The sequence below is a fragment of the Microbacterium sp. genome (assembly GCF_047972865.1).
Lineage (GTDB): Bacteria > Actinomycetota > Actinomycetes > Actinomycetales > Microbacteriaceae > Microbacterium.
This window is the reverse complement of sequence record NZ_JBKEAY010000218.1, coordinates 1-4,603: the sequence shown is the minus strand read 5'-3', so window position 1 is coordinate 4,603 and position 4,603 is coordinate 1. Positions and strand designations below refer to the sequence as shown.

The 4,603-nt window shown below is 70.3% G+C and carries 4 protein-coding genes; all 4 read left to right on the top strand.

What is annotated here, in order from left to right:
* Window positions 1-125: 125 nt before the first annotated feature.
* The 4 genes from ACK5KK_RS13460 (at window position 126) to ACK5KK_RS13445 (ending at window position 4,290) form a co-directional block, all read left to right on the top strand.
* Window positions 126-2,024, top strand: coding sequence for an FAD-dependent monooxygenase (locus ACK5KK_RS13460; protein WP_416890597.1), 1,899 nt, complete (start codon window positions 126-128; stop codon window positions 2,022-2,024).
* 7 nt (window positions 2,025-2,031) lie between these two features.
* Window positions 2,032-2,478 carry a MarR family winged helix-turn-helix transcriptional regulator gene (locus ACK5KK_RS13455; protein WP_416890596.1) on the top strand — a complete coding sequence of 149 codons (447 nt, stop codon included), beginning with the start codon at window positions 2,032-2,034 and terminating at the stop codon, window positions 2,476-2,478.
* A 212-nt stretch (window positions 2,479-2,690) separates the two neighbouring features.
* The gene (locus tag ACK5KK_RS13450; RefSeq protein WP_416890595.1) at window positions 2,691-3,824 is read left to right on the top strand and encodes an FAD-dependent monooxygenase; all 1,134 of its coding nucleotides are present in this window, start codon (window positions 2,691-2,693) and stop codon (window positions 3,822-3,824) included.
* 28 nt (window positions 3,825-3,852) lie between these two features.
* Window positions 3,853-4,290 carry a MarR family winged helix-turn-helix transcriptional regulator gene (locus ACK5KK_RS13445; protein WP_416890594.1) on the top strand — a complete coding sequence of 146 codons (438 nt, stop codon included), beginning with the start codon at window positions 3,853-3,855 and terminating at the stop codon, window positions 4,288-4,290.
* The last annotated feature ends 313 nt before the right edge of the window (window positions 4,291-4,603 follow it).

Below are 4,603 nucleotides of genomic sequence, written 5' to 3'. Positions count from 1 at the left end.
GGGGGGGTGGGGTGTGGGGGGGGGGGGTGGTGGTCGGGGTCGGGGCGGGGGTGGGGGTTGTGAAACGTTGGGGTACTGAGTAATGTGGCGTGGGACGCTGACAGACGATCGAGGGAGATCTGGCCATGCAGTTCTATCGAGACGGATACCGAGCGGGAGACCCTGACATGCAGCCCGCGTCGCCGCAGGCGCTCGCCCGCGGCGAGGGCCAGCCCGACACCGTCGACGTGCTCGTCGTCGGCACCGGCCCGGCTGGCACGGTGCTGGCGGCGCAACTGGCCGCGTTCCCCGACATCGACGTGCGCATCGTCGAGCGCCGCGACGGTCCGCTCCAGCTCGGACAGGCCGACGGCGTCGCCTGCCGCACCGTCGAGATGTTCGAAGCGTTCGGCCTCGCCGATGCCCTTATCCGGGAGGCCTACTGGGTCAACGAAGTGCGGTTCTGGGGTCCGTCCGAACAAGACCGTTCCCGCATCGTACGCACCGGCTGGGTGGAGGACACTCCCGAAGGACTGAGCGAATTCCCCCACGTCATCGTCAACCAGGCGCGCATGCAGCAGTACTTGCTCGACCACGCCGCCCGGTCGTCGAGCCGGCTCGAACCGGACTACGGCGTGGAGTTCATCGGCCTCGAGGTCGGCGACGGCGAGCATCCGGTCACCGTGACCCTGCGGCACACCGCCGGCGAGCACGCCGGGGAAGGAGCCACCGTCCGCGCGAAGTACGTCGTCGGGTGCGACGGCGCCCGCAGCGCCGTGCGGCGCGCGATCGGGCGCGAGCTGCGCGGGGATGCCGCCAACCACGCCTGGGGCGTCATGGACGTACTCGCGGTGACCGACTTCCCGGACTGGCGCACCAAGAACGTGATCCAGTCGGCCGGCAAGGGGAGCCTCCTGATGATCCCGCGTGAGGGCGGCAACATGGTGCGCTGCTACGTCGACCTCGGCGAGGTGCCCGCCGGCGACAGCGGCATCCGCCAGACCACGGTCGAACAGATCACGGCGGTGGCCAACAGCATCCTGCACCCCTACTCGATCGACGTGCGATCGGTGGCGTGGTCGTCGGTGTACGAGGTCGGGCAGCGACTCACCGACCGGTTCGACGACGTGACCGACGGCGACGACCGCACGCCGCGCGTCTTCATCGCCGGCGACGCCTGCCACACCCACTCCGCGAAGGCGGGGCAGGGCATGAACGTGTCGATGCAGGATGCCTTCAACCTCGGCTGGAAGCTGTCGGCGGTGCTGCAGGGCCGGTCGGCGCCGGAGCTGCTGCACACCTACTCGTCCGAGCGTCAATCGGTGGCCAAGGACCTCATCGACTTCGACCGGTTCTGGTCGGCCTTCGTCGCCCAGCCAACGGTCGACCCCGCCCATCCCGAGCGCGGCGGCGTGACAAGCGAGCAGATGCGCGACGAGTTCGCGCGCCAGGGTCGGTACACGGCGGGACTGGCCACCCGGTACACGCCGTCGGTGCTGACCGGCACCGACGAGCACCAGAACCTCGCGGCCGGGTTCGAGATCGGCACGCGGTTCCATTCGGCACCGGTGGTGCGGATCGCCGACGCGAAGCGGGTCGAACTCGGCCACGCGCACCGGGCGGACGGCCGCTGGCGGGTGTACGCGTTCGGCGATCTGGCCGACGTCGTCGCGTTCGGCGAGTGGATGACGGATGCCCCCGACTCCACCGCCAGGCGGTTCACTCCGGCGGAGGCAGATCCCGACAGCGTCATCGACGTGCACGGGGTGTTCCGCGCCGGTCACCACGAGATCGACGTGACGGCACTCCCCGGCATCCTGATCCCGCGGTCGGGTCCGCTGCAGCTGCAGGACTGGGAGAAGGCGTGGGCGATCGATCCGACCCGCGACATCTTCGCCGAGCGCGGGATCGCGGCATCCGGCGCGCTCGTGGTCGTGCGGCCCGACCAGTACGTCGCGCACGTGCTGCCGCTGTCGGCGCGGGACGAGCTGACGGAGTTCTTCGCCGGGTTCCTGGTCGAGGCGGCCGCGCCCGTGCTGCGATGATGGAGGTGTGACCGCCGACGACACCGAGGACGCACCCGAACCGCAGCGGCACATCGGATACCTGATCCGCCGCGCCCAGCAGCGCCACGTCGCAGCGTGGTCGCGCATCGTGTCGACCGAGACCTCGAGTGTGCAGTACTCGATCCTGGTCGTGCTCGACGCGCTCGGCGAGGCCAGCCAACGGCAGCTGTGCGACGAGGTCGACCTGGACCGGTCGACGGTCGCCGACCTCGTCGCAAGGATGGAGCGACGCGGCCTGGTCGCGCGGCATCGGTCCGCGGAGGATGCCCGACGCAACGTGGTGACCCTCACAGCGCTCGGCCGCACGGAACGTCAGCGCCTGCAGCCGCTGGTAGCCGAGGCGAACGCGGAGCTGGTCGCGCTGCTCTCCCCCGCCGACCGCGACGCGCTGCGACGCTCCCTCCGCGCCCTGCTCACCGACCCCGCGGGCTGAGCGGGCGAGCCCGGCGCGGGAGCGCCGTCATGCTTTTCGTCACGCTCGATGGCTGCCTGAGAACGGAGGGGCCGCTGAATGGGTCACGAAGAACGCAACGAGGGGAGGGGTGCAGGCAAAGGGTGCAGGTTTCGCGGGGGTGACGCGATTTATATATGTGAGCATATGTAAATCGCGGCACGAGGGAGCGGCGCGGGATCGAGGAGAGACTCGTGTCGAAAGCAACCCTGCTCGTCGTCGGCGGCGGCATCGGCGGACTGTCAGCGGCTATCGCGCTGCGCGGCGCCGGCTATGATCTCACGGTGGCCGAACGGTATCCCGACGCACACGCGTCGGTGTTCGGCGTCGGAATCATCCAACCCGCGAACGCGCTGCGCGCGCTCGATGCGATCGGGTGCGCGCGTGCGTGCCTGGATACCGGGTTCGCGGCATCGGCGTGGGGCAGCATGTACGACGTCGACGGGCGGTTCCTGCGCGACATGCCAGGCACCGCGATCGCCGGTGCGGACTATCCGCCGATGAACGGCCTCACGCGGCCGCGGCTGCACGAGATCCTCACCGATCGGGCGCGGGCGCTGGGGGTGAGGATCCGATATGCCAGCGAGTTCGCGGCGCTGGAACAGTACGACGACGGCGTCGACGTGCATTTCGCCGACGGCGAGGTCGACCGGTTTGATCTGGTGGTCGGCGCGGACGGCGTCCGGTCGGCCGTGCGCGGTCACGTTCTTCCCGCCGATGTGCGCCCGCGCTACATCGGGCAGTCGGCGTTTCGACTCAACATCCCCCGCGAACCCGAAATCGACCGGATCGTGCTACAGGCCGGCCCGAGCGGAATGGCGGGATTCGTCCCGATCGGGCCCGACCAGGCGTACCTGTTCTACAACACGACGATGGCGCGCGACGACCGTCCCGCGTCGCACGAACTCGCCGATGCCCTGCGCGCGCACCTCGCACCGTTCGGCGGACTCACCGGCCGCGTCCGCGACGCCCACATCGGCGCCGACGCTGATATCGTGCTGCGCCCCGAGGAGTCGCTGATCGCGCCGGCACCCTGGCATCGAGGCCGCGTCGTGCTCATCGGCGACGCCGTGCACACCGTCACGCCGCATCTCGGCCAGGGCGCCGCCCAGGCGATCGAAGACGGTGTCGTGCTGGCCGAGGAACTCGCGACCGACGGCGATCACGCCCGCGCGTTCGCCCGCTACACAGAGCGTCGCTACGAACGGTGCAGACTGGTCGTGGAGACCTGCGACGCCATCGGCGAGTGGGAGATGGGCCTTCGGCCCGACTTCGACAACATCGCCGCGACCAATCACGTACTGGACGTGATGGCCTCGGCGTACTGAACCATCGCGGGGCGCCGGAAAGGGAGTCATGGCCGCGACCGGTCCCCACGACGATCCGGCGGTGACCCTGCGCGAACTGGGGTGGCTCATCCACCGCCGCGCGCCCGACCGCGCCGGTGCCGGGCCCTTGCCCACAACCGAGCTGGCGCTGCTGAAGCAGGTGCTCGACGATCCCGGCGCGACCGTCAGCGAGCTCGCCGCGCACCTGGGTCTGCGCCAGCCCAACGTCAGCGCTGCGGCCCGGTCGCTCGAGGACCGCGGACTGGTGGAGCGCCGGCCGGACACCCTTGACGGTCGCGTGACCCGCGTGTACGCGACCGCGACAGGCCGCCGCGAGCACACCGCGATCGCCGACGAGTGGACCCGACCGGTGCGCGATGCACTGGCGACACTTCCTTCGGCCCACCGGGCGACGCTGGCCGACGCCGAACCCGCGCTGCGCGCACTGCACAGCGCCCTGAAATGATAGATGCCACGACCGCCGCAGACCACTCGCACCGGTGGCCAGGCACCGAGCCTTCCGACGAGCAGCCGTAGCCGCAGCGGCACACCGGATACCTGATCCGCCGCGCCCAGCAGCGCCACGTCGCGCTTGCGAGGCGCCAGCGGCAGCAACCACCGGTGTCCGAGGCGAACGCGGAGTTGATCGCATCGCTCTCTCTGCCCCGTTACTTTCTTCGTGACCGTCTGGCGGTGGATGCTGGGCGGTGACGGCCTGCCGGGCCCGGCATGATTGCTGCCCCCTGTCCTTGATGATCCGGGGGGTGTTGTCACCGGGC

Bases quoted from the DNA above. Each gene is read 5' to 3' on its own strand.
- ACK5KK_RS13460 (WP_416890597.1), top strand. From the start codon at position 126: ATGCAGTTCTATCGAGACGGATACCGAGCGGGAGACCCTGACATGCAG.
- ACK5KK_RS13445 (WP_416890594.1), top strand. From the start codon at position 3,853: ATGGCCGCGACCGGTCCCCACGACGATCCGGCGGTGACCCTGCGCGAA.